The sequence below is a fragment of the Flavobacterium maritimum genome (assembly GCF_040049085.1).
Lineage (GTDB): Bacteria > Bacteroidota > Bacteroidia > Flavobacteriales > Flavobacteriaceae > Flavobacterium > Flavobacterium maritimum.
This window is the reverse complement of sequence record NZ_JBDLZY010000011.1, coordinates 1-25,591: the sequence shown is the minus strand read 5'-3', so window position 1 is coordinate 25,591 and position 25,591 is coordinate 1. Positions and strand designations below refer to the sequence as shown.

31 protein-coding genes are annotated in these 25,591 nt (G+C 37.2%); 24 read left to right on the top strand and 7 right to left on the bottom strand.

Annotation, left to right across the window (positions count from 1 at the left end):
- Window positions 1–69 precede the first annotated feature (69 nt).
- Window positions 70–270: a hypothetical protein gene (locus ABEB23_RS17870; RefSeq protein ID WP_348814084.1), complete on the top strand. Its 201-nt coding sequence runs from the start codon at window positions 70–72 to the stop codon at window positions 268–270.
- Window positions 271–272: 2 nt separating this feature from the next.
- Complete coding sequence (locus ABEB23_RS17865) at window positions 273–794, top strand: hypothetical protein (protein WP_348814083.1); 522 nt, start codon at window positions 273–275, stop codon at window positions 792–794.
- Here the strand turns inward: ABEB23_RS17865 and ABEB23_RS17860 are convergent, their stop codons facing one another.
- From ABEB23_RS17860 to ABEB23_RS17830, 7 genes are all read right to left on the bottom strand, one after another.
- On the bottom strand, window positions 795–1,346 hold the full coding sequence (locus tag ABEB23_RS17860) for a hypothetical protein (RefSeq protein ID WP_348814081.1): 552 nt from the start codon (window positions 1,344–1,346) through the stop codon (window positions 795–797). It abuts the gene before it with no gap.
- Window positions 1,343–1,864 carry a phage virion morphogenesis protein gene (locus tag ABEB23_RS17855; RefSeq protein ID WP_348814080.1) on the bottom strand — a complete coding sequence of 174 codons (522 nt, stop codon included), beginning with the start codon at window positions 1,862–1,864 and terminating at the stop codon, window positions 1,343–1,345. The genes ABEB23_RS17860 and ABEB23_RS17855 overlap by 4 nt, the downstream gene beginning before the upstream one ends.
- Window positions 1,857–3,689 (bottom strand): tape measure protein, encoded by a 1,833-nt coding sequence (locus ABEB23_RS17850; RefSeq protein ID WP_348814079.1) that lies wholly within the window; start codon window positions 3,687–3,689, stop codon window positions 1,857–1,859. The genes ABEB23_RS17855 and ABEB23_RS17850 overlap by 8 nt, the downstream gene beginning before the upstream one ends.
- A gap of 106 nt (window positions 3,690–3,795) precedes the next feature.
- Window positions 3,796–6,801, bottom strand: a complete 3,006-nt coding sequence (locus ABEB23_RS17845; protein ID WP_348814078.1) for a phage portal protein family protein — start codon at window positions 6,799–6,801, stop codon at window positions 3,796–3,798.
- A 16-nt stretch (window positions 6,802–6,817) separates the two neighbouring features.
- Window positions 6,818–7,252, bottom strand: a complete 435-nt coding sequence (locus ABEB23_RS17840; protein WP_348814077.1) for a phage protein Gp36 family protein — start codon at window positions 7,250–7,252, stop codon at window positions 6,818–6,820.
- Complete coding sequence (locus ABEB23_RS17835; RefSeq protein WP_348814075.1) at window positions 7,252–8,835, bottom strand: hypothetical protein; 1,584 nt, start codon at window positions 8,833–8,835, stop codon at window positions 7,252–7,254. The genes ABEB23_RS17840 and ABEB23_RS17835 overlap by 1 nt, the downstream gene beginning before the upstream one ends.
- Window positions 8,835–9,266 carry a hypothetical protein gene (locus ABEB23_RS17830; RefSeq protein ID WP_348814074.1) on the bottom strand — a complete coding sequence of 144 codons (432 nt, stop codon included), beginning with the start codon at window positions 9,264–9,266 and terminating at the stop codon, window positions 8,835–8,837. The genes ABEB23_RS17835 and ABEB23_RS17830 overlap by 1 nt, the downstream gene beginning before the upstream one ends.
- Window positions 9,267–9,449: 183 nt before the next feature.
- Here ABEB23_RS17830 and ABEB23_RS17825 point away from each other — a divergent pair, with 183 nt between their 5' ends.
- The 22 genes from ABEB23_RS17825 (at window position 9,450) to ABEB23_RS17720 (ending at window position 25,471) form a co-directional block, all read left to right on the top strand.
- Window positions 9,450–10,604, top strand: coding sequence for a head maturation protease, ClpP-related (locus ABEB23_RS17825; protein ID WP_348814073.1), 1,155 nt, complete (start codon window positions 9,450–9,452; stop codon window positions 10,602–10,604).
- Between the two features lie 2 nt (window positions 10,605–10,606).
- Window positions 10,607–11,524 carry a hypothetical protein gene (locus ABEB23_RS17820; RefSeq protein WP_348814072.1) on the top strand — a complete coding sequence of 306 codons (918 nt, stop codon included), beginning with the start codon at window positions 10,607–10,609 and terminating at the stop codon, window positions 11,522–11,524.
- A gap of 79 nt (window positions 11,525–11,603) precedes the next feature.
- Entirely contained in the window at window positions 11,604–12,083 is a 480-nt protein-coding gene (locus tag ABEB23_RS17815; RefSeq protein ID WP_348814071.1) for a lysozyme, read from the top strand.
- A complete protein-coding gene (locus ABEB23_RS17810) occupies window positions 12,080–12,556 on the top strand; it encodes a hypothetical protein (RefSeq protein WP_348814070.1) in 477 nt (158 codons plus the stop codon). Before ABEB23_RS17815 ends, ABEB23_RS17810 begins: the two co-directional genes overlap by 4 nt.
- Window positions 12,553–13,116: a hypothetical protein gene (locus ABEB23_RS17805; RefSeq protein ID WP_348814069.1), complete on the top strand. Its 564-nt coding sequence runs from the start codon at window positions 12,553–12,555 to the stop codon at window positions 13,114–13,116. Before ABEB23_RS17810 ends, ABEB23_RS17805 begins: the two co-directional genes overlap by 4 nt.
- Window positions 13,116–14,360, top strand: coding sequence for a DUF2586 family protein (locus ABEB23_RS17800; protein ID WP_348814067.1), 1,245 nt, complete (start codon window positions 13,116–13,118; stop codon window positions 14,358–14,360). Before ABEB23_RS17805 ends, ABEB23_RS17800 begins: the two co-directional genes overlap by 1 nt.
- Window position 14,361: 1 nt before the next feature.
- The gene (locus ABEB23_RS17795) at window positions 14,362–14,793 is read left to right on the top strand and encodes a hypothetical protein (RefSeq protein ID WP_348814066.1); all 432 of its coding nucleotides are present in this window, start codon (window positions 14,362–14,364) and stop codon (window positions 14,791–14,793) included.
- Between the two features lie 2 nt (window positions 14,794–14,795).
- On the top strand, window positions 14,796–15,236 hold the full coding sequence (locus ABEB23_RS17790; protein ID WP_348814065.1) for a hypothetical protein: 441 nt from the start codon (window positions 14,796–14,798) through the stop codon (window positions 15,234–15,236).
- 177 nt (window positions 15,237–15,413) lie between these two features.
- Window positions 15,414–16,016, top strand: coding sequence for a DUF6046 domain-containing protein (locus ABEB23_RS17785; protein WP_348814064.1), 603 nt, complete (start codon window positions 15,414–15,416; stop codon window positions 16,014–16,016).
- A complete protein-coding gene (locus tag ABEB23_RS17780) occupies window positions 16,016–17,017 on the top strand; it encodes a hypothetical protein (protein WP_348814063.1) in 1,002 nt (333 codons plus the stop codon). Before ABEB23_RS17785 ends, ABEB23_RS17780 begins: the two co-directional genes overlap by 1 nt.
- Window positions 17,017–17,523 (top strand): hypothetical protein, encoded by a 507-nt coding sequence (locus tag ABEB23_RS17775; protein ID WP_348814062.1) that lies wholly within the window; start codon window positions 17,017–17,019, stop codon window positions 17,521–17,523. Before ABEB23_RS17780 ends, ABEB23_RS17775 begins: the two co-directional genes overlap by 1 nt.
- Complete coding sequence (locus ABEB23_RS17770; protein ID WP_348814061.1) at window positions 17,523–17,807, top strand: hypothetical protein; 285 nt, start codon at window positions 17,523–17,525, stop codon at window positions 17,805–17,807. Before ABEB23_RS17775 ends, ABEB23_RS17770 begins: the two co-directional genes overlap by 1 nt.
- Window positions 17,808–17,811: 4 nt before the next feature.
- On the top strand, window positions 17,812–18,126 hold the full coding sequence (locus ABEB23_RS17765) for a hypothetical protein (RefSeq protein ID WP_348814059.1): 315 nt from the start codon (window positions 17,812–17,814) through the stop codon (window positions 18,124–18,126).
- Entirely contained in the window at window positions 18,126–18,827 is a 702-nt protein-coding gene (locus ABEB23_RS17760) for a hypothetical protein (RefSeq protein ID WP_348814057.1), read from the top strand. The genes ABEB23_RS17765 and ABEB23_RS17760 overlap by 1 nt, the downstream gene beginning before the upstream one ends.
- Window positions 18,828–18,829: 2 nt before the next feature.
- On the top strand, window positions 18,830–19,696 hold the full coding sequence (locus tag ABEB23_RS17755; RefSeq protein WP_348814056.1) for a hypothetical protein: 867 nt from the start codon (window positions 18,830–18,832) through the stop codon (window positions 19,694–19,696).
- Window positions 19,677–20,174 carry a hypothetical protein gene (locus tag ABEB23_RS17750; RefSeq protein ID WP_348814055.1) on the top strand — a complete coding sequence of 166 codons (498 nt, stop codon included), beginning with the start codon at window positions 19,677–19,679 and terminating at the stop codon, window positions 20,172–20,174. The genes ABEB23_RS17755 and ABEB23_RS17750 overlap by 20 nt, the downstream gene beginning before the upstream one ends.
- A complete protein-coding gene (locus ABEB23_RS17745; protein ID WP_348814054.1) occupies window positions 20,171–21,037 on the top strand; it encodes a hypothetical protein in 867 nt (288 codons plus the stop codon). Before ABEB23_RS17750 ends, ABEB23_RS17745 begins: the two co-directional genes overlap by 4 nt.
- Window positions 21,037–22,587, top strand: coding sequence for a hypothetical protein (locus ABEB23_RS17740; RefSeq protein WP_348814052.1), 1,551 nt, complete (start codon window positions 21,037–21,039; stop codon window positions 22,585–22,587). Before ABEB23_RS17745 ends, ABEB23_RS17740 begins: the two co-directional genes overlap by 1 nt.
- Window positions 22,588–22,631: 44 nt before the next feature.
- The gene (locus ABEB23_RS17735; protein ID WP_348814051.1) at window positions 22,632–23,651 is read left to right on the top strand and encodes a Vgb family protein; all 1,020 of its coding nucleotides are present in this window, start codon (window positions 22,632–22,634) and stop codon (window positions 23,649–23,651) included.
- A gap of 2 nt (window positions 23,652–23,653) precedes the next feature.
- Window positions 23,654–24,028, top strand: a complete 375-nt coding sequence (locus ABEB23_RS17730) for a hypothetical protein (RefSeq protein WP_348814050.1) — start codon at window positions 23,654–23,656, stop codon at window positions 24,026–24,028.
- 4 nt (window positions 24,029–24,032) lie between these two features.
- Window positions 24,033–24,434, top strand: a complete 402-nt coding sequence (locus tag ABEB23_RS17725; RefSeq protein ID WP_348814049.1) for a hypothetical protein — start codon at window positions 24,033–24,035, stop codon at window positions 24,432–24,434.
- A gap of 188 nt (window positions 24,435–24,622) precedes the next feature.
- Window positions 24,623–25,471 carry a DNA adenine methylase gene (locus ABEB23_RS17720; RefSeq protein ID WP_348814048.1) on the top strand — a complete coding sequence of 283 codons (849 nt, stop codon included), beginning with the start codon at window positions 24,623–24,625 and terminating at the stop codon, window positions 25,469–25,471.
- Window positions 25,472–25,591: the final 120 nt, after the last annotated feature.

The window sequence follows — 25,591 nt, the reverse complement described above, 5'->3', positions numbered from 1 at the left end:
TTGAAAATAAGAACAGGCAATTATATTCAGTAGGATTTTTTATATATTTGCATATACCCCTTCAACAGTATGTCGCAAACTAAGTTAACCAAACAGGATCGTCTTGAAATAAGAAATGAGCGCATTCGTAAGCGTTTTGACTTTTTTACCTCTAAAAAGAAATGGGCTACTAATTACACACTGGAACAATTAGCCGATGAATTCCTTCCCTTAACGGAAGATACAATATGGCTTATTGTTTCGAAAACGGGTTTTTATAAAACAAAATAGCGATGAAAAAAATACTAGCATTCCTTATGATTTCTTTTGCTGTACAGGCACAAACTAGCTTTAAACAGGTTGACATTGATGCGGCATCTGGAAACAATTATGAAACACTGTTAACTAATGTTGAGTATGGTTATAATGATGGAACGATACAAGCCTGTTTACAAAAAATAGGAATGATTCATAGTAATAGAAAGTTTTGGAAACAAAATGAAGCGGGTATTTTCATAGGCAGATATGAAAAACAAACTTTAACCGGTGTAGAAAAACAGGCTTATGTATATGTAAAATTTGACGGGAAAAAAATCCCTCAATATTCACTTCCTTTGACTACCAAGGTAGAAATTACTGGGGATGTTTACTCGATCATAAAATTCTATATTAACTACTGGTCACGAGATCTTAATTTTAATGATGTGAAAATAGGCGAAGTGGTTTCTACGCGCTTCTTGACAGATGTGGCCACATTAAGCTTCCCTGATGCCAATACGGCAAAAATCACAGTTGTAACAGCAAAGGATAGGTAATTAATCCATTGGAATTATAAAAACAGGAGTTTCGGGCAAAGTAGTCGGGAACTCCTGTTTGTTTTTGTACTCTACATTAAGCGCCGGATCGACCAGAACATAATTTTTTATTTCATTGGCACTATTATCAATCAAAGTGGTTTGGTACTCCATAATAGTAACAATCACATTCCCGTGGTCTTCATCATCTTCATCGGTTTTTCTGTCCAGGTTCGAAAAGTAGGTACCACTTAAACCTTGCAGGGTTTCATGTACTTTTTCATTAAACTCAAAAAAGTCTAATGCCAGTTCCTGGTTAACGGATCCTTCATAACTATCGGCATAGTTCTCTACTACAATTCTAAACTTGATGAGTCCCTCACCACGTTGGGAACCGTTTACCATCGATTCCCATTCAAACCTACCGAAACTTATAAATACAGCCGGTCTGGGAAAAGTAAAGATACCTGGTGTGTCCAGCTGACCTCTATATTTATCGACAAAGGCAAGCGCTGGTATTTGTTCTTTTAAGAAAGCTCCAATTTCTTTTTGGGTATGTTTTTTTACACTCATGGTTTCAATGCTAAATTCATTTCTTTTATAATCATTCGATCGATGTTTTTTACTAATCCTGCGGAATCTCCAATAAACTTACGTGCCGGAATGTCAAGATGTTTCTTTTTTGTCAAGGCTAATCCTTTGTAATACTCCTGACCAGTTTGTTTGTACATCGCCCAAAAGTACCGGCGCATCTTTGGCGTTATGGGAACCTGGCCGCCATAGTTTTGAAGTGCAGCATATTTCACATCTGCCGAAACTCCCACAACTACTTTATTGCGTTCTGCTTTTATTTTCCTGATCGCATTTTTTAAAGTTCCTCTTTTACGTAAGATCTGACGGGACCGGTCAGCGGGATTACTTAGTGTTTTCCATTTCTCCACACTATTATCAACAAATCCCTGCAGCTCGAAATTGCGTTTAAAGAAATTGACGGCCTGAATGGCTATCATGTCAGGAACCTTATTCCTAAAGCCTTCATACTTTTGCTTGAGTATCTCAAACTGTTTGGCATTATTGTTTATACTAGGCATTTACTCTGACTTCTAAATCGGCTATTATTTCATTGAATACTTTTTGCATTTCTCTCTTTATATCTGCTGGAGCAGATCCTAAGGCATTCGTTTGAATAGTCATTTCTTTTACAAAACTGGCAATGTTAAACGTTACGTGTTTAGTGTCGTTTCCAGATCCGGAAAGGCTTTTCTTTTTCTTGTCATCCGCACCTGGAATGATGGTACCATCGCTTTTGGTTTTGGAAGCATACTGATCAAAGAATTTTCCGTTTGCATCTAGCTTTGGCTGTGCTTCTTTGGTTTTTTTATCTTTTAGGCTATTGTTAGCAGCTTCTTTTAAGCCTTTGTTATAGGCCTGACCTGATTTTTTACCTACGTCGCCTAAATCGGTTATCAGTTTCTTACCGGCATTTACACCCAGTAAGTCACCGGTTGCTTTTTTCCCGGCTTCAAAAGCTCCTTTCCAGTCACCTTGAAAAAACAATACCAAAGCTTTTCCAATTCCAGTAATACCGCTTAACATATCTTTAAATCTATTGATCACATAATCTTTGATGGCACCCGCAAAACCTTTGATTGCTTCCCATGCTGCCATGATGGAACCACGGAACCAGCCTACTTTTTCATAAGCCATTTTTATAATTCCAATCAGAGCTATAATGGCTATAATGACAACAGCAATTGGATTGGCCGTCATTGCAAAATTGATTGCCCAAATTGCCACCTCCCAAACCGCCAGATAAGGGATTAAAGGCGCTACAATATCAATTAATCCTCCAATTCCATTTGCCAGTACCTCTACAATTACTGCAGCGCCATTTAATATGGTTGTCAGTGTACTGGTGTTTCCTTCAACGGTTCCAAACTGAGAAACCAATCCACCCAAAGAATCCCAAAGCGGTTTGACGGCAAGTACAATATTCCATATTGCCAGGCCTACAGGTTCAAGTGAAACCATAAAATCACCAAACCAGTCAATAAGTCCCGCGCCTGTTCCTATTAGTTCCGCTATTCCTGGTCCAAAGAGCGAGCTTGCTTTTTCCCAAAAACCAGTAAGAGCATTCTCTTTTTTGTTCATCGCAGCCTGCATCGAATTTGCAGCTGCAGGTAATCCTTCTTGAAAAGTAGCTTTGATTTGCTTAGCAAACTTTGGAAGGAACTTATCTGCCGATACTTCCCCGTTTTCCATCAATTGTTTGAGCTTGTTTTCAGTCATTCCCATGGAGTCTGCCGCTATTTTAAAGGCACCCGGTATCTTAGAACCAAACTCACTTTGAAAGCCTGCAAAGTCAACCAAACGTTTTTTGGCAATATTCCCAAAACTCTCCAGCATAGCCTCGTTATCTTTTCCTGAAAGTTTCATCACAGAGGAAGCGACGGCAACGCCTTCAAAAATAGACATTAGGTTCTTTCCGTGAATATTGGTGCCATTCATGGCGGTACTCATGGCAATAAATCCCGTCCTATTGCTTTCGATGCTCAGGTTTAAATCTTTGGCGCGTTGGTCTACTATTTCAAGGTTTTTGGCTCCGGCACTTCCAAAGTTCAAACCAAACTGAGTGTTTAGTTTTTCGGTTTTATCCGTTACTTCCGCTATGTGGCTACCAAAATCAATCATTTTATTTATAGCAAATAGGGCCCCCATGGCAGTACCTACATTTTTAACGGAATCTCCTAAACCAGACATTGATTTTTTACCATCATCCGCCAGTTTTTTAACGTCGGCATTCACTTTGTTCGTCGCTTTGTCTAAGCCCTCAGTTTCCTTTTTGGCTTTCCCTATTCCTACACCAAAGTTTTTGTCGATTATCGACATCGCGTATTGTAATCCTCCAGTTGTCATATATTATGTATTTGGTGCGATTATTGTAATTATTTTATATATTTGCATTGGTCATCTAAGGAAGACCGCCAAAAAAGAGGAATTCGCTTTATGTGAGTTCCTTTTTTTATTGCTTTAAAATGCGAACAAACTCCCTTGTTTCAATTTGCTTTCTTGAGAAAAGAAAGAACCTTTTGTTATTAAAAACAATCCCTATAAATTTGGCTTTCCCTTTTTTATCGTTACTGATTCCTGCGTGCAGTCCTCTTATTACATCATCAATATTATGATCATTATTTATGTGCAGCATTACATTTGGTGACTGGGTTAATGCTCTTTTTATTTCCTCTTTAATACGATTAAATAAGTTGTTGTAATTGGTCAGCAACTTGAATTCAAACTCAACACTGTTGATTAAGGCATCGGCTGTTTTTGTTTCTCCTACAGGAAGCAATTCAATAGCTTTTCCCATATCGGCCAAAAGTTTTGATGTCAGTAAATTGTTCTCCAGCTCACTGGCATTATGAAGATTGTGTTTTACAATAAATCCCCCATTTTCCTCATTAAAAAGAATTCGTTGGTAATCCTTATTGAATCTTTCATATTGTTCCAATCGACTTGCAATATGTTCTTTTGGGGTGTATAACAATAAACCTTTTCGGACTTCATCAGCGTTATTAACGGTTTCGACTTTTATGATTTTCGCAATTTCTTTCTTTTCGAAACTTGTAATTATCTGGATTGTTTCCTGTTTGTAAAACTTCAAAAATATTTTATAGTTTACAGCGCCTTCCGTGTGCCAAAATACTTCAGACGGATTGGTGATAATGTCTTTAATATTGTTTCGTATCCGAGCTTCAGTATTTTCAAACAATGCTTTTTCCATCCAAATTGGTAACTCAAAAACATCCATAAATTTTGCAAGTCCAGAACGATCGGTAAAAAGGTTAAAAAGCAAAGGCAGTTCCGATAATTCGGCACCCTCATTTATTTTAGATTGCGGATCCAGTCCATAATCTTTGAAAGTCAAAGTCTGCACGTCCAAAGGCTCAACTCCCGCATTATGTAAATATCTTTGCGTGGCACTAAATACTTGTGCAGCATCGCCCCAATTGACTGCAAAGCCTGATTTAACCATTATTGCATATCCGTCAGGATCACCCGCAACGGCATCATCAAAAGTGCTTACTGTACCTGTATAACCGGCTAAAACATCTTCAGCATCTGATCTACATTTCCAATGATTAGGAGGTAGGAATTGCCAGGCTTTTACATCCAGTTTGCTAAACACCCGGTTATGCAATGAACTGCATATTTTAGTAGTTCCTTTGTCCAAAACCGCCACCAAACGCCAAAACGGGGCTATAGCAATATCTTTCATCATTTGGATATAGCGCGCCCCCATTCGTGACGTATTATAAGCCTGATCATATTCTGTACGCAGCCAACGCTCGTTATAATTTGGAAACAAAGCTTTGGCACGCTGTCTGAATTCGGAATAATCTTTTGATGTTTTCAAAATTGTATTCAGGTCCATGATTTCCTTAAAAGTCTTGTCAACTCCAAATCGATGCACATTAGACTCAAACAATTGCATCATTACATGGTCTTCACTTTCAAAATCAGAATCAATCCCATTGAAACCTTCGCGTAAGCCTTCCAATAATTTACCATGCGATGCTTTGAATTCTTTGTAACTCCAATTGATGGAATCAGGGTTTTCAAAATATTGTTTCAAAAATGTTTCTTCATCATCGGATAAAGCATTCAACAAATTAAAATCAATCCTTCTGTAGCAATCATCCGCCCCACACTCGCAACTACCGGAATGAGCGTGAGGCTGTTTAAAATTTGCTTTAGCTTGTGTCTTTTTTGGAGGCTTTGGCGGATTTGGGTACTTTGGCATTTTGGTTGGTTCTGGATCTGGTTCTGTCGGTTCTTCGATTTCCTCATCTTCGAGTTCAACATCAAGCTCAGTCTCAATTTGTTCTCTCTTGACTTTATGACCAAGTTCCTGAACGCCTTTAAAAATGGCTAATCTTTCTGTTGGGGTAAGCTTCTTGTTCTCGTTCCATATAAACTGATCATCCTCAGCAAACGGATATCCCATATTGATTAAAAACGGTAACAATTCATCCTGAACAATAAAACGCACACGGGTTTCATCATCAAGTGCAATCAATGCTTGAGTACTGTCGATAATTGTTTCTGATTTTGCTCTTGACCCAGAGTCTTTTGACCCTTCACTATTGCCATCAAACAGAGTGGCTAATTCTTCATTACAAGCTTTACGTTTTTCATTAAAAACATTAAAGCTGTCACGGGAGTTGGATTCTTTAATCTCAAATTCTACTCCTTCCGGGAAGCGCGCAAAATTGGAGCTTCCAAAATCTTGAAGCCATTTATCGACTTCTGCCTGAACCCTTGGATCAGTTGATGCCACTTTTGCTGTACGCATGGGAATGCCAAACATCTCCTCAAACTCATCCCAGTTTTGCCAGGAATGTTTTTTGAATATCCAAAGTGGAGCTGCTTTATCTAAGAGTCCCAGAAACTGAGGATGATTAATCCAAACCGTCCACTTATTGTAAGGAGCTTCTGTGAAGTTTGTTCCGGTTTGGTCGTAAGTGTTTTTTAAAATTTCAGTTGTTTCCGGAACAATGTGATCACGATACACTAAAGCCATTTTCTTAATCATACCGTTTTTATCCAACTCCTTTGGATACATTAGTGAATATGAAAAATAAATTGTTTCAACCGCTGTTTTTACAAATTCATTGAACCAGCTTTTCTGAAGTAATTTTGTCTTTTCATCATCAACTTCACCGGCTGCATTTGTTATAGAAAAGGCCTTGTTTGAGACACGTAGTTTTCGAGTATCGGTAATACCAAAAATAAAAGCATCCCCTAAAATGTCTTCGTACAAGTCAATCAATTGTTTTCTTCTTGGATTCTCTGGTTGTAATGCAGCAGCTCGTGCGTTTTTCCAGTCTACAATCTCTTTACGATATAAAGAGCGTTGCGCTTTGATGGCACTAACTAATTTTATTACTGCCTGTTCGCGTTCTTTTGTTTCTGTACTTGCAAAAACAGTTCTAAAAGCGTTACCTATATCTTTACGATTAAAAGCCATTTAAATAGTGTTTAAATTAAAATCTAGAATCTTTGTTGTTATACTTGTCATTTCCGCCGTGAGCAAATGCCTGTACTGTTTCGGGAGTAATAACCTTTTCAGGCAATATTGGTGAAAGTGTTCCTTTGGCCACATCTCTACACCAGGCAATGGCTGCTTTATATCTTGTTTCTCTAAGTACCGGTATCATGTCTGGCGATATGTTTGAAAACATGTGATACAAAGTGATGTCTACCAGATATAATACTATTAAACTATTCCTGGCACTTGCCTCTTGTGTTGTGCTGAAAATTGCCGCTATGTCATATCTCGCATTCAGATACGTTTCCATTTCAGCTTGTGCTGCTAATTCGCAATCTTCCTGAACGGTTGGATCATTGTAATTCAATACATTTTTTATCCATTCCCTGATTTGCTTTTTATAATCGTTGTCGTTTAAGAATCTAGCCATTAGTACCTTCTGTTTTCGTTAATTTCTTGTTTTCCCATTTTTACAGCTCCTTCTAAATTTTCAGGTGTAAAGCTCATGTGTTGATCTAAATAATACCAAGCTCCTTCATCGGCATCGGGTGCGTCATCGGCAGTTTTATAACCAGGTTCTATTCCTTTTACTAGCATATTTCCCTCTACCATATCGGTGTCATGCTCTTCATCAATATTGAAAATCACATTTCCTGCTGCATATTCTGACACCATCCGAACCATACGAGTAAATTTCCCTGGTTTACTTCTTTCGTCTTCTATGATGTGAAGTGGATAGTTGTTATTCTTTTTTCGGGTTCTGGCTAATGCTTGTCGTACTAACTTTGTCGAAAATTGTTTTTCGATGTACCATATAATAGCCACACCTGAAGGCAGTTTTTTCTCTACATTAATCATCCATTGGTACACATCTTCTAATTCTGACCTTCGAGTATATCGTTTATAACAAAAGCGTTTTTCGTCTTTTAAACCCCAAATCGAAACCGCTTTAAAATCGGATGTTACATTATTTTCAAAAGATGGATCAAAGTATCCTATCAGTACTACCATTTGTTTTAAATGGGGTAATTTGGCAAACTTGAAATACTGGTTTTTAAAAACAGATCCTTCCACTTCAGTTTGGTGAAAGAACTCCTGCATGGCCAGAACCGGACCCGCCTTTTTCATCTTGCGTACAATTTCTTCCAGACTGTATCGTTCGTCCCAAGCGACATCAGCGCTTACAATTTCGCCTAATGCATTTTTGACAATGTTATACAAAGCCAATACTTTTGAGTGAAATATGCCTTCTCTCTTTTTAGCTCCTGGTCTAGTATCGCCAACCAAATGTGCTAAAATAGATTGTGAGTGAATACGGTTTCCACCCACGCAAACGCGTGCGCCTTTAATGGATAATGCAAAAAAGAATGCTCCAAGAATTCTGTTTACAATCTTCTTAACACGCTTCTGGTTGTGTACAATTTCATCATCATCGATATCATCAATTACTCCATAATTAGGACGCTTTTCACCTTTACGGGCTCCACGGGGTGACTGATCCCGGCCGACGGCTAAAAATCTAATTCCATCTTTTGTGGTAAAGTCGCCTTCTTGCCAGGAACCAAAATTGTACTGCTGTCCAAAATCATGTGCAAACAATTCGTTAAACTGTAATTGAGCTTGGACATCAGCCAGTAAGTTACAGGCATCATTTTCATTCTTTCCCATTAAGATCATTCCAGTTAACTGTTTATGGGCAATTAACCACATTGGAATAATAATAGTAATATGAACGGATTTTGCGTGTTCGCGTGGCCATTCGGCAACTCCAAAAAAGTTAGGATCTTTCAAGCAGGCTTCGGCAAACTTGATATGGAAATCAGCGCAATCTGCATCAGCATAAGTTGGATAATATTTTTTTACAAAAAAGTTATAATCTTTTAATGCGTTTTTTTTACGCCATTTCTGTTCCTCGGGCGTTTCTACAAGATTGACCGCAGTTGAATTTTGTACTTGTCTACAAAACTCTAACCATTCGTCATAGTCTCTTTTGGTGATGTTTTGTACTGCCATTATTGACCTCCTACTTTAGATTCAACATACTTTTTTTGTAGCACATTGATTTGTTTGGCCAGCTCAGCATTTTCGCTAAAAGCAAAAGTGGTGAAGTCCTTAAACACATTTATGATGTGTGCAATGGTTACTTTTTTATTCTGAAGCTTTTCTATTGTGTTAGCCAGTTTTACCAGTTTATCAGCATCAACCTTATCCGCAATAGATAACTCATAGGCCTTGTTGTATAAATTGGTCACAATGTTTTTTACAGTAATAGTTTGGGCATGTTTAAGAAGTTCCCAATCACCGGCTTGTTTCCAGTTACCAAGTGTTTTTTCTGTGGTACCAACAATCACAGCAATTTCCTTTTGACTTTTATCCGTTTCCAGATACAATTCTAAAGCAATCGCTTTTTTGTCATCATTTGTAAGTCCCTTTTTTGGTGCCATTTCTACTACTGTTAATTGTTAATTTCAATAGCAAAGGTTCATCATATAACTGTATTGTAAAATTTTAGTGATGAGACACTAAATGAAAATCTTTAGCCACTAAATAAAAATCTTTAGGCGCTACACAGTCAATTTTTAAAGCTCACGATGTCGATTAATCTTTGTCATCTCAAAGTGAAGGAAATGTCAAAAGAAAGCGAAAAATTTAGATTTGAAGTAAAGAACCAATCAGACTCAGCGTCCGAAATATTGATCTATGGTTACATAGGGAAGTATGAAGATGTGGACTATAAAGGTTTCCGTAATTCATTTCAAAAAATTCTAACATCCTATAAAGATGTAACGGTTCGCATCCACTCTGGAGGCGGTTCTGTTTATGAAGGTTTGGCGATATATGACCTGATGCGTTCTTCTGATTCTAATATAACTGTCATAGTTGAAGGGATGGCAGCCAGTATGGGATCTATAATTGCATTAGGCGGGGATGTTATCCAAATGACACAAAATGCATTCTTTATGATGCACGCCCCAAGCTCTGGATGTTATGGTGATAAAACAGCGATGCAATCTACAGCTTCACAATTAGATCAAGCCGAAAACAGATTAGTTGAAATCTACAAAGAACGAACTCAAGCGGAAGAAAGTGTTATCCTGGACTGGATGAAACCAAATAATGACACTTGGGTTGACTCTGATCAATGTCTTAAGATGAAGATCTGCGATGAAATTATTACTCCATCAAAAAACAGAGTGTTTCAGGCTAGTCCGGCAGACATGAAAAACAAATCAGCTGAAGAAATTTTTGCGGCTTACGAAGGCGAAATTCCAAACGAAATTAAAAATCAAATTAACGAAAAGATGAAAAACAGAATTATCTCTATGCTTGCAGCTGCAAGTATTGTACACACGCTTACAGCTAGTAGCGAAGATGAAGATTTTGAAAAAGCATTGAAAGATGTTTTTGCCAAAGCTAATCGTTGTGAAACCGCGGAAGCCGGTTTGAAAAACTTTCAAAAAACAAATGCTCAAATCTTAATTGACAAAGCAGCTGAAGAAGGAAAGTTTCCCCCATCAGAAAAAGACCAATGGCTAAAGGATGCTATTGAAAACCCAGAGCTTACTGCTAGAGCACTTTCAAGAATGACTGGTAAGCCAGACATAAATGGAGGTGTTAATCGTGATGCTCAAAACATCGAAACGGGTAAGCACGAGTTGCTTAAAGGACGTGAAGCTTGGACGTTTGACAAATGGCAGACAGAAGATCCGAAAGGATTGTCTAAAATGGAAGATGAAGCTCCAGAAGATTTCAAAAAATTGTTTAACGCAAAATTTAATTAATTATGCCAGCATTAGTTGATGGAACGTGGTTAGCGCAATATGTGGAACCGCAATTATTAGAAGAATTCAGAAATCTTGACGATGAATTTATTAGAACGCTTAGAGCTCCTAATAAAGCTGCTATCGACAAAGATGGTATCAAGTTTAACAAACTGGTAAATACCATAGGATTTCATGTTAATAAAGCAACTGCTTTTGATCCGGTTGCTGTAGGTAACCAAAAGACTTTGGTAGCCTGGGACAAATTGGATACTGATTTAACAGTAGTTACTGATTCGGAATTAAGAGCAATGGCTTTTGATAAAGAATCAGAAATCAGACGATTGCACAGAGAATCATTTCAAATTGGAGTGAGAGACTATGCAATGAGAAAATTAGCGCCTACTGCTAATAGTGCATCAACTCCAGTTTTTAGAACTACAGGAGCGGATGACGGTACCGGACGTAAAAAATTACTGTATGCTGATTTAATCAGATGGTATTTACAGATTGACGGTTTGAATTTGACTGATAAGTCACAATTGTTCACCATTTTATGTAGTGAACACCGTGCGGATTTAATTGACGACAGATCCTCTACAAATAATTATAGAGATATAGTTATTGATCCTGTAACTGGCGCTATCAAAAGTTTCTTTAAAATGAAATTTTTCGAAAATAACCAAAACGTGAAATACGTTGCTGCCGGTACCTTGAAAGCAGATGGAGCTGTAGCCATTGGAACAGATAGAAATGCTTCTATTTTTTACTACGCACCAAACACTGTACATCATATCGAAAGTGTGAATACTCTTTTGAAACCGATGTCACAATCCACGAGAGAGGCGGATCCGCAAACAGAATTCCGTTTGCACGCTTACGGTTTGACTGACAAAAAACAGGAGTACGGTTTTGGAGCGTTAGTTTCTGGAATTGTATAGGACAAATCCTGAGTTATTTTAAAAGGCAGTCGAAGTCAACGCGACTCGACTGCACCCTTAGGGGGTCAACAATAAAACAATGAAAAAAAAATTAGACAGTTTAGGATCTCTTTTTTTGCAGCAGCGTGAAGGCTTTTCTTCTGTTCCTTATTTATGCAGTTCTGGTGTTCCTACCATTGGTTTTGGGAATACTTTTTATCCGGATGGTCGAAGAGTGACTATGAAAGATAAGCCAATAACCAGAGCGTATGCAGTTGAAATTTTCAACATGGTTGTTGCTCAATTTGAGAATGATGTCAATTCCCTGGTAAAGTCAAGTGTTACGCAAAATCAATACAATGCAATACTAAGTTTTGCTTATAACGTAGGTACTGATATTGATGTTGATACCATAGCTGAAGGGCTTGGTGATAGCACTTTATTAAAGTTGATCAATGCCAATCCAAGTGATCCAAACATTGCAAAAGAATTTGCAAAATGGAATAAATCTAACGGAAAAGTTAGTAATGGTTTAATCTCACGCCGCCAATTAGAAGCGGAATTATACTTTAAAAAATGAAAAAAATAGTAATACTGATATGTTGTTTGTTGTTTTTGGCTTGTTCAAAACGAGTAGTTCCAACATCTGAAAGAATTGTAATTGATTCTACTGTCATAAGCAAGGCGGTTAAGGAAAGGGATACAACAATAGTTGTTCCTGCCTCCAGTTCAGTGTTGAAAATACTCGTTTCTGAACTAACAGATAAGCCTTTGTCTAAGCGGAAAGGTCAGGCGACTATAACCCTAAAAAAGGAAAATGAAAACATAATTGCCCAAGCGGATTGTAGTCAATTAGAACTGGAGCTAAAACTTAAAGACAGCATTATTAAAACTTTAAAATCTACAAAAGACAACACAACATACCATACTCCCAGAGATGATACCGGTAATTGGTATGATGGCATATTAAGGACTTTGGGGTATGGAGTTATAATGATTGTAATTATTGCAGGGGTCTGCATTTATATATTAATACGATACTTAATAAGATGAAAAAACTAGCAAATAAAATTCTTCAGGAAAACCCGGAAGAAAATGTAGTGTACATGACTGAAGACGGTCAAGCTTTCTTTAATCCTATTCAAGCGAATAACCACGCGAATAAAAACGAATTTGCTGAACCGGAGTCCTTTTTCCGTGAAGGTTTTGAGCCTGAAGATATAAAGGCAATTGAAGAGCAATTGGTTTTTGCAATGGAAGAAAACGAGACATTAATCACTATTGTGGGAGAAATTGAGCAAGCTGTTGACTTTACTAAAGAGGCTCCTGAAGTGACTCAGGAGAGCAATCCGGTAGTTGCAGCTGTTGTTCAGTTGAGAGAAAAACACCTCGGAGCGATGGATCTTATCGACAAAGTGACTGTTGCATTAAGCACAGATACAGTAATTGTTGATGAAAAAGAGGAACCAGTTATTGTTGAAATCATGAAACTGAGAGTTTCATTGAGTACTCTTCAATCAGCCTTTGATACTTTAAAAGCAACTCCAATTGCTGTAATAGAAGAAACAACAGTAGAACCAGCAGCAAAAACAACTGCTAAAAACGGTAAATAATGTCTAGACCAGGATTAAATGTACAAAGACTAAAAGGCGGCCTTGGTAGAAGATCAACTACTGATGATATGACTACAGCTGTAGTGATGAACGCCATTGCCGGAGATGATATTATTTTAGGGCAGATCTATACTTTTATCACTATTGAGGAAGTGGAAGCCATTGGAATTACTCCAGCCTATGACGATACTAATAGTGTATTGGTTTGGCATCGTTTGAATAGATTATTCAAACGTAATCCATCAATCACTATTCACTTTATGCCAGTAGCTCAAGCGGTAACGATGACCCAAATGGCGGATAAGGATAACAACTATTTGGCTAAAATTTTACGTGACAAAAAAGACACTGTTCTAGCTATGATAGCTCTTAATCCCGAAACGGATTATGTACCAACTATTGTAACCGGACTTGATGAAGACAGCGTAAATGCAATGTACAAATTGCAAGAACTGTATGCCTTTGAAGAAACAAGATACCGTTATCCGGATTTCTTTTTAGAAGGCCGCTCTTTCTCTGGAACCGCATCAGCTGTTTTAGATTTAAGAACCCTTGTAAACGAATGCGCGGATGTTTCTATGATTATCATGGCAGACAATGATGTATCTATTGCAAAAGCTATTTACAATAAATACGCCAGTGTAGAAGATTTTGTTGGGATGGTTTCTAAAGCAGCTATTTCACAAAATGCCGGTGAGATTAATCCAATTTTCAACTTAACAGATGTCAATGAAGGTTTCTTTCAGAATGCCGGTTTAAGTTCAGGCGCACATGTAAATACTTTTTCTGAGACGGCTTTGGATTTGTTAGATGAAAAAGGGTATGTTTTTGCCACTTTTGATAGTGAGGCGGAAGTTCCCGGTTACTACAGCGTTGATACGCATACCTGTTCAAAAATTGATTCAGACTACGCTTATGTTGAGAATAACAGAACAATCAAAAAAGCCATCCGATTAGCTCGAAAAAAATTAGCTCCAAGGGTAAAGGCCAGATTGTATGTTGATGATACAACAGGAATGTTAAAGCCTGAAATCGTAAAAGATTTAGAGGTTATTGGTAGAGAGGCTTTACGTCCATTACTTGCTTCTGGAGACATTAGCGGCGGGATAGATTCCTATGTTGATCCGGCACAAAACTTACTGGCAACCTCTGAATTTGATTATTTACTCACGTTCATCCCGGTTGCTATTGGTAGAAAAATCAATTTAAAAATAGGGTTTAAAAACCCTTTAAAAACGAATTAAGATGAACGGACCGGTAATTAATGGAAAGTACAGAAACTATTCCTCCATAAGAATCACAGCATTTGGCGGTTTATTGACAACAGTTAAGGCAATTAACTACGAAAGAACCGATGCTATTGATGGTGTTAAGGCTTTAGGAACGACAAAGGACATTGGGTACACTCAAGGCGATGAAAAGTGTGTGGGATCAATCACTTTTTTAAGTGAGGAAGTAGACGCTATTCAAAAATCATTGCCTCCTGGCAAAACACTGCCGGACATTCCTGCCTTTCCGATCTCTGTAAGTTATGTTGGGGACACAGGTATACAAGTAGCGCATGCTTTGATAGGCTGCAAGTTTACTAAAAACTCCCGTAGTGGCGAAGCGGGTTCTAACGATGCGCTGGGTGTAGAGATACCACTTTATATCGCAGACATTGACTGGAATGCTTAATAATGAATTCAATTCAGGAATTAAGAGACGAATGTAAAAGGCTTGGTATTGCATACCAGACCAAAGAAACTCAAAAGCAATTACAAGTTAAAATTAAAACTCGAATTATGAAGGATAATACTAAAGAAGGAATCGTTTCTAAAGAACAAATAGAAGCTTGGAAAAAACAATACAAAGTGGATAAACTTCCTACTTTGAACGTGGTTGTAGCTCCTGGAGATGTGGCTATCGGTTATTTGAGACCACCAACCAGAAATCATAAAGCGACAGCTTTGTCAATGTACTCACAAAACAAAATTTTGGAATGCGGTGAATTCCTTAGAGACAACTGCTGGTTAGGCGGTGACACCAGATTGCAAAATGATGAGAATATTGCAGACACAGCCGCAATTCAAGCCTCTGGAATTGTTAAGTTCTTAGCTGGCGAACTGGGGGAAGTTTAGGCCTGCCAATTGATAGGCAGGCAGGAAATGACTTTGTTAGGAAAGTAAACGCATTACTTTCCTTTCATTTTAAGATTGCAATGCCAGAGGAAATGCCCGATGATCTATTTTGGGATAAATGGCAGCAGTTAGAATGGGTATTATGGTTTGATGCCAAACGACAAAACACAAAAGGAGATGTCTTCATATAATTTCAATTTTCAAGAACTGTTCAAAAGCACTTTCAATCTTAATATTGGATATGTTGGAGCGGCTGTCGCTGATCAATATACCAATGGATTTGAAGGGATTCAAGTCCTTGAAGAAAAAAAGCCTTTACAACTAGTCTCTCAAACAGGAGTGCATGTTTGGGATTACGTGAAACTTTTACCAAAAATTATTGAAGGAACCGGCGAACGATTTGACGGCTATGACTTTCCATTTGAGTGCGTTGTTGAAGTTGTTCTTACTAAAAAGATTGCTATTACGGACATCTTTGGAGCCGATGGCGAAGTAGAGGAACTTATGGGACTGAATGATTATGGGATTGTTATAAAAGGCATCATTATCAATTATAAAACTGATGATTACCCGGAATTTGAGTTTAGACGATTGCGTTACGTATGTGAAATAAAAGATACCATGCTTGAAGTGGAAGGAACCTTTTTAAATATGTTAAATATCAATCATTTGTCTATTCATGCTTTCCGCCCTATAGCTACGCCAGGATACAAAAACATGCAAGCCTTTGAAATTGAATGTAGGAGTAAGAGGCCGTTTAAAATTAATTCCGTTACCTAATGGTTTTTTGTTGTAAAATAACTATAGAAAGCGCTGTAGATCAAACAAAAATGTTCTTTGAAGCGGCATCCAGTATTGAGATTGAAAAAACTTGGAGAAAGTTCACCGATACCGCAATTCTCGAACTTCCAAAAGGAGTTTACTACCAAGTTGGAAACACCATGTTTCCGATGGAAAGTATAAAAGAACTCTTTAAAACGGGTGATTTGATTAAAATAGAACTGGGATACAACAGAGAACTTAAAACGGAATTTGAAGGATACATCGCCAGAATTCAACCTACTATCCCTGTTGCGTTTCATTGTGAGGATGAGATGTATACCATGAAACGAAACAATATTTCTGTTCATATTGAAGATGCCACTGTTAAGCAAATTTTACAGGCTGCCGCACCAGGCTATGAGATTGAATGTGCTGATGAGATTTACGGAGATTTTTCAATGGCTGACACAACATCTGCAAAAATATTTGACGAACTGAGAAGAAAAGCGGGGCTTTATACTTTTTTTAGAGGGAAAAGATTGGTCTGTGGTTTACAGTATGCGGATGATAAATTACCAACAGCAATTCCTCAGTTTGAATTTGGTAGAAATATAATTGATGATTCGCTAGAGTATAAATCTCCTGAAGATTGTAAATTAAAAATCTACGGAAAAAGTATTCAAAAGGATGGAAGTGTTATTTACTATGATAGAGGTGATGAAGGGGGGGATATCGAAAGATGGAATCAGGATTACACAACAAAAGAACAATTAAAAATTAATATTGATCGACGCTACGATAATGCAAAAACGAAAGGAGGCTATGCCGGAACCATTAAAAGCTTTGGTTTTCCGGTTGTAGAACACGGTCAGACCATTAGGGTATTAGATCCAGGCATTTATGAAAAAAGGGATTCCGAGCATTATGTTGATGAAGTGAAAATAACCGTAAGCGCCTCAGGAGGTTATAGAAGAATTTGTACTGTTGGGAAATTTGTAACTGAAAAAAAATTACTGTAATGATTAGGGAAGCCATTGAAAAAATTATTGAATCAAAAATTACAATAGTAATTGACAAAGCGAAAGTTATTTCGGTAGGTGAAACCTTTTGTAAAGTTCAAAGTTTAACTACGAAAAAAATATTCTTTAAATGCAGTTTAAATGCCATTATTGACAATGATGCCCAAGAATTAAAAATTGTACCTGAAGTTGGAAGTGTCATTGTTGTTGCAATACTAAATGATAATGCTACGATCATTCAAACCAGTAAGGTAAAAAGTATCAGTTTTAAATATGGTGACACTGTGTTTAAAGTTGATGAATCGGGTACCCAAATAGAAAGGGAAAGTGAAAACCTAAAGCAAGTCATTAATGATTTGCAGGATGAAATAGGAAAGCTTTGTGATGCCCTGAGTGCAACGGTTGTTTTGCCTGGTTACGGAACCACTCCTAACACCGGAATTATTTCCAATATAAAAACGGCGGTTTTACAAACTAAAACACGAATTAATAAAATACTGAAGTAATGACTGATTTCCTGCTTGACGACAATGGCAATATGTTGATTGCAAATGGTGATTTTGTAATAGGTGACAGTGAGGCACAAGATGTTGAATTGCTTATTAAATCAAGTAAAGGTGCTTGGAAAGAACATCCGTTGACCGGAGTAGGAATTGCACAGCTAATCAAATCAAAAGCCACAGAAGTACGCATAAAAAGAGATATTAATGAGCAATTGATGCTTGACGGGTTTATCAATATCGACATTGATATTGATTACCCAGACCTGCATGTTGACGCAAATAGATAGTATTATGATTGAAATTTTAAAGCCGTTTTTTGGAGAAATTGTGTCGGCACTTATAGGAATGTTTGTGGTTTGGTTTCCAAACCGAAAAAAGCAAACCATTGACAACAATCAAAGTATTGTCGATTTATATCAAGACTCATTGACCGATTTAAAGGCACGGTATGAAGAAAAGTACCAAGATTTAAAACTGACTTTTGAGGAAAAATTAAACTCTTTTTCAACTAAAATAGATGGTTTGGAAAAATCATTGGATCAGTGGAAAAAAAAGTACTTCAGTTTGAAAACTGATTTTGATAAATACAAAAAAGAGCATCCGTAATGATTATAGCTGTAGAAAATCAAACGCTTTTGGATATTGCCATTAAACAAAGAGGCACTCCAGTAGCAGCTTTGGATTATGCTATTGCAAATGGATTTTCAATTACGGAGATGTTAGAACCGGGTCAGGTTATTGTCCAAATCATTCAAGAACAATATGAGACTTCGGTATTGACCGATTTGATTGAAAAGTATGCTGAAAAGAAAGTTCAAACAATTACTGCAGTTAAAAATCAAACGCTTTTAGATATCGCCATCAAAGAAAGCGGTACTGCACTAGCAGCTTGGGATTATGCTATTGTAAACGGATTATCAATTACGGATTCATTGGATCCTGGTCAGGTTATTAGGCAAATTAATCAAGAACAATATGAGACTTACTTATTGACAGAGTTGATTGAAAAGTATGTTGACCAGAGAGCTCAAACAGTTATTGTAATTGAAAATCAATGTTTATTAGACATTGCCATGCAGGAAGATGGGAGCGCATTGGCGGCTTTTGATTGGGCTTTAAATAATAGAATTGCAATAACAGATACTTTGTTTCCAGGACAAAAAACATATATGCCCAAAAGTGAGGAATTCAGGGATATAACTAATGTGAATTACTTTAAATCGAGAAAATCAAAAATCGCAACATTTGAAAGAATTCCAAGAATATTTGAATATTATTTACCAGGAGAATTTCCATATAGTTTTTAATTATGAGCAGAAGTTTTAAAGAAATACAGGAACAAATCTTAGAAGCTAAAGCGGCTGCGTCAGAGCTTAACGCGCTTGAAATTCTAACAACCGCCGAGCAAACATTGTCATCAGCCACAAGTACGAGTAAAGTATCTGTTTGGAGGCTTTGGGTTTATGTGTTCAGTTTTGTCATTTGGTCTCATGAAAAGATTTCAGAAAAAAACGCTACCGTCTCCCGTCCTCAGAACCAGCCGAATTTCAAACAATCCATTTTGGACTATTACGATGGACTGGACTTGATTTGGAAAGAAGGAAGTTTTCAATATGATTTGACTAATGTCCCTGATGCTGAATCTCGAAAGATCATAGCCCGTTGTGCGGTTCTTGAACCTGATAGCGGCGGCCTTGTAGTCAAAATAGCTACGGATAACAACGGTGTTCTAGGGCCTGTAACTGCTGAGCAAAAAACAAGGATAGAGGCCTATATAAAAAAGAAAAAAGTACCAGGTGTCCCATTTGTTTTATTTAATAAAACGGCTGATTTAATCAAGGTGAGTTTAACAGTTTATGTAAATCCTTTGGTTATAGACACTACCACCGGAAAGTTATTATCAAGTACTGAAGACGTATACCCAATTAAGGATGCTATAGAGTTGTATTTGGCTAATCTTGAATTTGACGGAGCATTTGTTAAGGATTTTTTTAGAACAACCTTAAAGGATGCTGAGGGAATCGAGTTAGTGGTAATCGACTTAATTCAAAGCAAATTTGATGCCTATCCTTTTACCGATATGGCTGAATGGAAAACGCCTGACTCTGGTTATTTTAAAATAAATGATGAAAATCTAACCATTAACTATCTTCCTTATGTTTTGGCTAACAGTTAACTTTTTTACACTTGTGCAACAGCTATTGCCTAAGGAATTCAAAAACAATGAAACCTTTCATTATTTGAAAGCTATTATTACTCCAGTAAATAGAATATACAATGAAACCTTGTATAAAATGCAGCATGATGGGATAACTATTAACCTTGAAAAGATGCTCAATGAGTATTTTAAGGTTGCAGGATATGATCATCAGAACCATGAAACAACAAAAACGGTTTATATTGATGATATCCCAGAACCACCCAAGTTATACATCTTTCAAGATGAAGAGGAAGAGGTGATTTTTTTGAAAGATGATGGCGACGACAGTGATGATGATATTTTTTTAGATAATGATAATGAAAATGTTGTAAGCTATACGTGGATAATTTTTATTCCAGATACTTATGTTTTTCAAGAGGAACGTATTAGAGCATTGGTAGACACTTACAGATATTTCGGAAATAAATATAAAATACAAACTTATACATTATGAATCTTATAGACTTTTCTCAAGTAGGGGGATATCGCTTTAAACAGGCGTCTCTTAGAAGAATGCAAAGCGCTTACTTTGAAATTCTGAAAGCCTTTGTAAAACATTTGGGTATGCCTGATGAGGGGAACTTCATCATTAGCGGATGTACGGTTGTTGGTCCCAATATTACCGAAGGTGTAGTATATATAAATGGGGAGTTGTGTTTATTTGAAGCCACTCTTGGTACTGAGGCCACTAAGATAAAAAAAGAGATTATACTTGAAAATCTTTCTTTTTTTAGTGGAAGTAATTACCCTGTGTTTCGTTCAACACGTGCTATTGTTGACCCTGCCGGGGTTGCGCTATCTGCTTTTACACGCATTCAGGTGGTAAAGCCATTGATTTGGGACAATATCGGCGGCAAACCGAATGGAATAGTACTTGATCCAAACTTTGGAATCCCAGAGACCGAAACATTATTAGAAAGAATACTTGCTCTTGAAGCTCGACCACTTTCAAATGTTCCTATTGGCTTAATTGCAATTTGGGATCTTCCGGCATCTGAGATACCAGACGGTTGGGAAGAGTATATTCCTTTGAAAGGTAGAATGCCTGTCGGGCATGATGCAACGAATCCATTGTTTGATGTTCTTGGGGACTATGGCGGTGCGGCAACTCATACGCTTACCATTGCTGAAATGCCAGAACATAGCCACGGATTGAAGGTTGACCGCTTAAATGTTTCTGAATCGACTGGTTCTGAAGGGATACTCAGAGGAACGGAAGCGGACGAACAAACAGAGCTTACGGGAGGAGGTAATGCCATCGACATCATGAATCCATACCGAATTGTACACTTTATTAAATATGTAGGAGTAGCCTAATGGGAACACTATTAATAGAAACGAAAGAAAATAGCCCTGAGAAATTAGCGGCTATTGCCGGCAAGGATACTAAGTATTTCTTGATGGCTGGAGAGCTTAATGATATTGTTGAAGCGATTAATGAATCTGGGGAAAAGATTACCGTTCTGCAAGGGCTTCAAAATTTAAAGACCAATTTCACGGGTCCGGCTTTTGCTATTTGGACAGGTGTAGGTCTTATTTATGATGTCATTTACCCTGATTTTTATTTAGAGGGGGTTTTGTATCCTGGTGCCACGCAACAAGTAACATTGCCACCGGCCCACAGTGTGTATGATCGAAAGGATATAATTGCGGTGAATGCTTCGGGGGCTTTCTCTGTACAAGGGGAACCGGAAGAGGTTGCACTTGCACCAACCTTTGACACCAACACGGTTATTTATATTTCTACTGCCGATGTTCCGGCCAATTCAACTGTTCCAGGGAATGTGTCTGAGAAAGTTGTTTTTAAAGAAAACTCAGAGTTTACCACTTTTTCAAATAGTGGCGCAATCAATTTCAATTCTAATTTAAGTCCTTTTCAAGGAGCTATACACATTGACTGTACTTCTGTTTCTGCAGGAAATACAATGAAGTTTACAGATAGCGTGTTGAATTCAATTACCGATTATTCACTCTTTAGATTCTTTGTGAGTTTAAAGTCAGTTTTCAGCAATTCAACCAGGTTCTATGTACGGTTTTTAAAAGACGGAATTGCTGTTAGCTCTACTGTTGAAATAATAAGCGGGAACTACAATTTTAACAGAAACACGGTTAACATTTACCAGGGTGTTATCATCCCGATAACCGCCTTTTCTTTTACAAATTCTCAGTTTAATGGGGTTGAGATATTTATGTATGGTTCTAATGCATCCGGTTTTAGGATGGATAACATTATTCTTTCTAAAGGAGAAACATCCACTTCACCTACTCAAAAAACAATTACCTCTATTGTTACTGATAGTGGTGTCGTAAATGCGACGGTTGCGGACGATACTATAGAAATGAAAAGCGCAAACACTGGTCTTGTGATTAGTGCTGTTGGGAAGATAATCACGTTTACGAGTTTGTTTACATCTGCTTTGAAAACAGGATATGATGCAGCTTATACATGGTTTTCTACCAACGGGGCTTCGGTTATGGTGCATTTGTCAAGAACTGACAATCCTCATAACGTGACGGCTGCTCAAGTGGGCGCTCCTAGCGGTAGTGGGAATTCTACTGGGACGAATACGGGTGATCAAGTTCTTAATATTCAAAAGAATATTACTGGGAATTTGACTCTTGATAACACTTATGACCGTGCAATTATAAAGGTAAAAGCAAACGCAACAATAACGGTACCTAGTACATTGGCGGCTGATTTTAGTGCCGTGTTTGATTGCTGGACGGGGGCCACGGCAACCTTTGTGGCTGGTGCAGGTGCGACTATTGTTGAAACTGCTTTGATTTTACCGCCTACTAAAATGGCAACATTATATAAAGATGGTTCGACAACTACATACAAATTAAAAGGAGAAACAACGACATGATACCAGCTAATTATATGGTTTTTGGAAAGAGTTCAGTGATAAATATGACTTCATTAATTGGAAGTACTTATGGTATTAGTGCTAAATGGGGAGGTGGTGTTTTAGCCCCAAATGGTAAAATATATTTTGCTCCACATAATTCTACTCAGATATTAGAATTAAATCCTGCTACAAATACTACTTCATTAATTGGAAGTACTTATGGTGGTAGTGAAAAATGGGTAGGCGGTGTTTTAGCCCCAAATGGTAAAATATATTTTGCTCCTTTGAGGGCTGCTAAGATATTAGAATTAGATCCGACTACAAATACTACTGCGTTAATTGGAAGTGCTTATGGTACTAGTTATAAACATATTGGTGGTGTTTTAGCGCCAAACGGTAAAATATATTTCGCCCCTTTGACTTCTACTCAGATATTACAATTAGATCCTACTACAAATACTACTTCATTAATCGGAAGTACTTATTCTGGTAGCTTGAAATGGTCAGGCGGTGTTTTAGCGCCAAACGGTAAAATATATTTTTCTCCTTTTGATGGTTCTACTCAGATATTACAATTAGATCCTACTACAAATACTACTTCATTAATCGGAAGTAATTATTCTGGTGGCTTTAAATGGGATGGTGGTATTTTGGCTCCAAATGGTAAAATATATTTTGCTCCACGTAGTTCTACTCAGATATTAGAATTAAATCCTGCTACAAATACTACTTCATTAATTGGAAGTACTTATGCTGATAGTGAAAAATGGTCAGGAGGTATTTTGGCTCCAAATGGTAAAATATATTTTGCTCCACGTAATTCTAGTCAGATATTAGAATTAGATCCGACTACAAATACTACTTCATTAATTGGAAGTGCTTATGGTAGTAGTAGTGTTAAATGGATAAGTGGTGTTTTAGCCCCAAACGGTAAAATATATTTTGCTCCACATAATTTTAGTCAGATATTAGAATTGGCTTTAGTAAATGTACCTGATATTATTGGGGCAGATTCTAATGTACCATCCTCTTTAAGCGACTTAACTTCATCAAATTATAATAAGTATTATAACAAATTTTAACTATGGCAAAAATACAATCAAAAAAAGATCTTCTTTATCGTTCCAGAGACGGAAAATATGGAAAAATAGTCGTTAAGATTTCTGAATGGAAATTTGAATTAGATAATAATCGATATGTAGCAAAAGTAGATGACTATCTATCTACAATAATAGATGTTGACGGAGTGATGATTGAACAATTAACACTTATTGATTCTAAACTGCAGATTTATCCAAAAGTAGAAATTGACACACTGTTTAACTATCTCAATAATTCAATTGAAATAACAGAGACTTTCTCTTCAGAATTAGACGATTTGATTTCTGAGGCTTTGCTTCTTGAAACTCAGTCTAGGCCTATTTATGAAAGTTTAGATATTGATTGGGAATTATGCTAGGCTTATGAAAAAACTATTTATCGAAATACTTGTGTTTGTTGTTGGGGGCCTTATAGTGTTTCCGGTAGTTTTTGTGTTGGGATTTTTATACACAACGGCAAAGCACATTTGGAAACTTGACTATTCGCTGTCTAAGCAACTCACTCCAATTATTCGCAGTATTACATTGCTGTCTGATGGTTTAGCTAATGCCGGAGCGGGAGAAATGCTAAACGATGTTTACGGCATCGAGGGTAATATTAAGTATGGCAAATGGTATCAAACAATATCGGCAGTTACAGGATTGCTATTGTTACACGTGAAGGATACAAAGCTAAGGAGGTTCTTGGATAAGGTTCTAGGCCGTGATCATTGTGTAGAGGCTATATCGAAAGAAGATTTGTTTTTCTACGAGAAAATGAAGTAAAACTTCCAAGGCAGGACGGGAAGTAAAAATAGTCCTCCGAATTCAAAAGGTCTCAAACTTTTAAAATCAAATACGCACGAAGCATAATCGGAGGACATAGGTCTTCTGGTTGTTTCGTGCGTGTTTTTTTTTGGTTTGAGACCTTTTGCAAATATATAATATCATCAATCAAAAATCGAATATTAAAAATGAAAATTAAACAAAAAAATTACACGACGGCGCCTTTGCCATTTATGGGACAAAAAAGAAGGTTTTTAAATGAGTTTAAAACGGCTTTAAAACAATACCCCCCGGATGCGGTTTATGTGGACTTATTTGGCGGTAGTGGTTTGTTATCACATACTGCAAAAGGTCATTACCCTGATGCTAGAATAATTTACAATGATTTTGATAACTACAGGGAAAGAATCCAAAATATAAACAAGACGAATGCTCTTATTGCAGATTTAAGGGATTTGCTGAAGGACTGGCCAAAGGATAAAAGGATACTTGGAGAGACCCGTGACAAAGTACTAAACCGTATTGAGTTGGAGCAAATAAACGGCTATGTTGATTATATTACGATATCCAGCTCTATTCTTTTCTCAATGAATTACGCCTTAGACTTAGACCAGTTGAAGGCTCAGTCGCTATATAATAGCGTTAGACAGTCAGGTTATAATGCTGATGGCTATCTTGACGGTATCGAGGTTGTGAGTAAGGATTATAAAGAGCTGTTTAATGAGTTCAAAGACACTCCTAATGTTGTGTTTCTAGTTGATCCGCCGTACTTGTCTACAGAAGCCGGCACATACAAAAGCTACTGGAAACTTAAAGATTATTTGGATGTTCTCCAGGTGCTGGATAACTCAAATTATTTTTACTTTACCTCAAATAAGTCGTCTATTATTGAGCTATGTGAATGGATTGAAACGAAAACACCGATGAGTAATCCGTTTAACAATGCGACTAAGGTGGAATTAAACGCCTCTATAGGCTATAATTCGAGCTATACGGACATAATGTTGCATAAACAGTGGATTACAAGTCATACATAAAAAAAGCCCCGTATTGGGGCTTTTTAATTGGTGTTTAAATAGGGTTTAAATGGTGTGTAAGTTTTTTTACTTGTATACTTTTCGTTGTGTTAATTGGTATTTTTCGTTTTTCCGATTATA